Here is a 3,597-nt window from a genome sequence, read left to right as displayed (position 1 = left end):
CGTGGACGGTGAGGGAGTGGGTGGTGAGCACCGGGACCCGTACGCAGGTGACGGCGACCGGCAGGGCGGCCAGGCCGAGGATCTTGCGGGTCTCGTCGCGGACCTTCATCTCCTCCGAGGACCAGCCGTCCTCGCGCAGCGACCCGGCCCAGGGCACCACGTTGAGCGCGACGGGCTCCGGGAACGGCCCGGTCAGCTCGCCCACCGCACGCCGTACGTCACCGGGCGCGGTGCCCAGGTCGGTGCCCGCGACCAGGGACAGCTGGGCGCGCAGCGTCTCGATCCCGGCCCGCCCGGCCCCGCTGACCGCCTGGTAGGAGGAGACCACCAGCTCGCGCAGCCCGAACTCGGCGTGCAGCGCGCCGAGGGCCACGATCATCGTCAGGGTCGTGCAGTTGGGGTTGGAGACGATCCCGCGCGGCCGCATCCGGACCATGTGCGGGTTGACCTCCGGGACCACCAGCGGCACCTCGGGGTCCATCCGGAAGGCACCGGAGTTGTCGACCACGACCGCGCCGCGCGCGGCGGCGATCGGCGCCCACTGGGCGGCCACCTCGTCGGGCACGTCGAACATGGCGACGTCGACGCCGTCGAGGGCCTCCTCGGTGAGGGCGGCGACCTCGACCTCCTCACCGCGCACGGTCAGCTTGCGGCCGGCCGAGCGCGGGGAGGCGAGCAGCCTGATCTCGCCCCAGATGTCCGCCCGTTGGGACAGGATCTGGAGCATCACCGCTCCTACGGCTCCGGTCGCCCCCACGACCGCCAGTGTCGGGCGACCGGTGCGTGACATCAGCGGCCCGTGCCCCCGTAGACGACGGCCTCGTCGGTGTCGGAGTCGAGCCCGAAGGCGGTGTGCACGGCACGGACGGCCTCGGGCACCTCGTCGGCGCGGGTGACGACCGAGATGCGGATCTCGGAGGTCGAGATCAGCTCGATGTTGACGCCCGCGTCGCTGAGCGCCTCGAAGAAGGAGGCCGTGACGCCCGGGTTGGTCTTCATCCCGGCGCCGACCAAAGAGATCTTGCCGATCTGGTCGTCGTAGCGCAGGGAGTCGAAGCCGATGCCGGAGCGGTTGCGCTCGAGCGCGTCGATGGCCTTGCGGCCCTCGGTCTTCGGCAGGGTGAAGGAGATGTCGGTGAGGCCCGTGGAGGCGGCCGACACGTTCTGCACGACCATGTCGATGTTGATCTGGGCGTCCGCGATGGTCCGGAAGATGGCCGCGGCCTCGCCCGGCTTGTCCGGCACGCCGACGACGGTGATCTTGGCCTCGGAGGTGTCGTGCGCGACACCGGAGATGATGGCCTGCTCCACCTGCTGTTCCCCTTGCTCGATCGGCTCGCTGCTGACCCACGTGCCGCGCAGCCCGCTGAAGGAGGAGCGCACGTGGATCGGGATGTTGTACCGGCGGGCGTACTCCACGCAGCGGTGGAGCAGCACCTTGGAGCCGGACGCGGCCAGCTCCAGCATGTCCTCGAAGGAGATCCAGTCGATCTTCCGGGCCTTCTTCACCACGCGCGGGTCGGCGGTGAACACGCCGTCCACGTCGGTGTAGATCTCACAGACCTCGGCGTCGAGCGCGGCGGCGAGCGCGACGGCGGTGGTGTCGGAACCGCCGCGGCCCAGCGTGGTGATGTCCTTCTTGTCCTGGCTCACGCCCTGGAAACCGGCGACGATGGCGATGTTGCCCTCGTCCAGCGCGGTGCGGATGCGGCCCGGCGTGACGTCGATGATGCGGGCTTTGTTGTGGACCGAGTCGGTGATGACACCTGCCTGGCTGCCCGTGAACGACTGGGCCTCGTGGCCCAGCTTTTTGATCGCCATCGCCAGCAGGGCCATGGAGATACGCTCTCCGGCGGTCAGCAGCATGTCGAATTCACGTCCGGCAGGCATCGGAGAAACCTGCTCGGCGAGATCGATCAGCTCGTCCGTCGTGTCGCCCATCGCGGAGACCACGACAACCACCTGGTTGCCGTTCTTCTTGGCTTCCACGATCCGCTTGGCGACGCGCTTGATGCCCTCGGCATCGGCTACGGAGGAGCCTCCGTACTTCTGCACGACAAGGCCCACGTGCGCTCCTCGCTCGGTTCGTTTGTGTCGGCTCAGTCTATCGAGCGTCCGAAATCCACCATCGCGCTCCCGCATGGTGAGACGTCGTCCGCCCGGTCCCGAACCTGCCCAGCGGTACGCGGGCCACGCGGAAAGTGCTCCGCGTCACAGCGCGACCCGCCTGGTCAGCGCACCTGGCGGATGCCGAGCGGGGTGCCGATCTCCTCGGCCATGACCCGTCCGGCCTCCATCTCCAGCACCTCGTCGCCCAGGTCCTGGTCGGTGTCGAGACCGTCCAGCTCCTCCAGCGGCTGGTTGAGGCGGACGTGGATGAGGACGGACTGCAGGGCGCGCAGCACGGCGGAGGCGGTGGTGCCCCAGTTGGAGAAGTAGGAGAACTGCCACCACCACAGCGCCTCCGCGGTGCGGCCGGCCCGGTAGTGGACCATGCCGTGGCGCAGATCGGTGATGACGTCGGCGAGGTCGTCGGAGATCCGGGCGGCGACCGGCGCGGTGCGGGGCGCGTACGGGTCGAAGACCTCGGAGTAGACGTCGACCGGGTCCAGCAGGCGGGCCAGGTTCTCGCGCAGGCCGTCCGCGTCCGGCTCGGGGCCGGGGTCGGGCTCGTAGCGCTCGTCGGGGAGGAAGTCCTCGTGCGCGCCGAGGCGGCCGCCGGCCAGCAGGAGCTGGGAGACCTCCAGCAGGAGGAAGGGCACGGTGGAACCGGGCTCGTCGCCCTTGGCGACCTCGGTGACGGCGACCAGGAAGCTCTCGATCTGGTCGGCGATCTGGACGGCGAAGTCGTCCGGGTTCTGCGACGTGGCGTGCAGCGTGGCGTCAGACATCTAGCAGTCGTCTCCCCTCGAAGGCGCGGCCGAGGGTGACCTCGTCCGCGTATTCCAGGTCCCCGCCGACCGGGAGGCCGCTGGCCAGGCGGGTGACCTTCAGACCCATGGGCTTGATCATGCGGGCGAGGTACGTCGCCGTGGCCTCGCCTTCGAGATTGGGATCGGTGGCGAGGATCAGCTCCGTGACGGTGCCGTCGGCCAGGCGGGCCAGGAGTTCCCTGATCCGCAGGTCGTCCGGGCCGACACCCTCGATGGGGCTGATCGCGCCGCCCAGGACGTGGTACTTGCCCCGGAACTCACGGGTGCGCTCGATGGCCACCACGTCCTTGGGCTCCTCGACCACGCAGATGACCGAAGTGTCGCGGCGCGGGTCGCGGCAGATGTTGCACAGCTCTTCCTGCGCCACGTTTCCGCAGGTCGCGCAGAAGCGGACCTTGGCCTTGACCTCCATGAGGGCGTGCGCGAGCCGTTTGACGTCGGTCGGCTCGGCCTGGAGGACGTGGAAGGCGATCCGCTGCGCGCTCTTGGGACCGACGCCGGGGAGCCGCCCCAGCTCGTCGATGAGGTCCTGGACCACGCCTTCGTACAACGGACTGCCTTTCCTTCAAGACCTTGCGGTACGTACGGTAGTTGCCCCGGCGTCAGAAAGGCAGACCGGGGATGCCGCCGCCGCCGAGTCCCTCGGCCAGCGGGCCGAGCTTCT

The 3,597-nt window shown here is 69.6% G+C and carries 4 protein-coding genes; all 4 read right to left on the bottom strand.

Going from position 1 to position 3,597, the window contains the following annotated elements; translation table 11 throughout:
• Positions 1-790: aspartate-semialdehyde dehydrogenase (locus CCN33_RS23305; RefSeq protein ID WP_086695470.1), on the bottom strand; the 790-nt coding region annotated here is incomplete at its 3' end.
• The gene (locus CCN33_RS23300; RefSeq protein ID WP_086695469.1) at positions 790-2,067 is read right to left on the bottom strand and encodes an aspartate kinase; all 1,278 of its coding nucleotides are present in this window, start codon (positions 2,065-2,067) and stop codon (positions 790-792) included. The genes CCN33_RS23305 and CCN33_RS23300, both read right to left, overlap by 1 nt.
• Before the next feature lie 164 nt (positions 2,068-2,231).
• A complete protein-coding gene (locus CCN33_RS23295; protein ID WP_086695468.1) occupies positions 2,232-2,891 on the bottom strand; it encodes a DUF5063 domain-containing protein in 660 nt (219 codons plus the stop codon).
• Entirely contained in the window at positions 2,884-3,483 is a 600-nt protein-coding gene (gene recR, locus CCN33_RS23290) for a recombination mediator RecR (protein WP_086695467.1), read from the bottom strand. Before recR ends, CCN33_RS23295 begins: the two co-directional genes overlap by 8 nt.
• Between the last annotated feature and the right edge of the window lie 114 nt (positions 3,484-3,597).

Source organism: Streptomyces recifensis (assembly GCF_002154615.1).
In the GTDB taxonomy this organism is placed as follows: domain Bacteria; phylum Actinomycetota; class Actinomycetes; order Streptomycetales; family Streptomycetaceae; genus Streptomyces; species Streptomyces griseoluteus.
The sequence above is the reverse complement of the archived record's forward strand: the minus strand, read 5'-3'. Positions and strand labels throughout refer to the sequence as shown.

Coding starts and splice junctions, on each gene's coding strand:
- CCN33_RS23295 (WP_086695468.1), bottom strand. CDS start 2,891: ATGTCTGACGCCACGCTGCACGCCACGTCGCAGAACCCGGACGACTTC.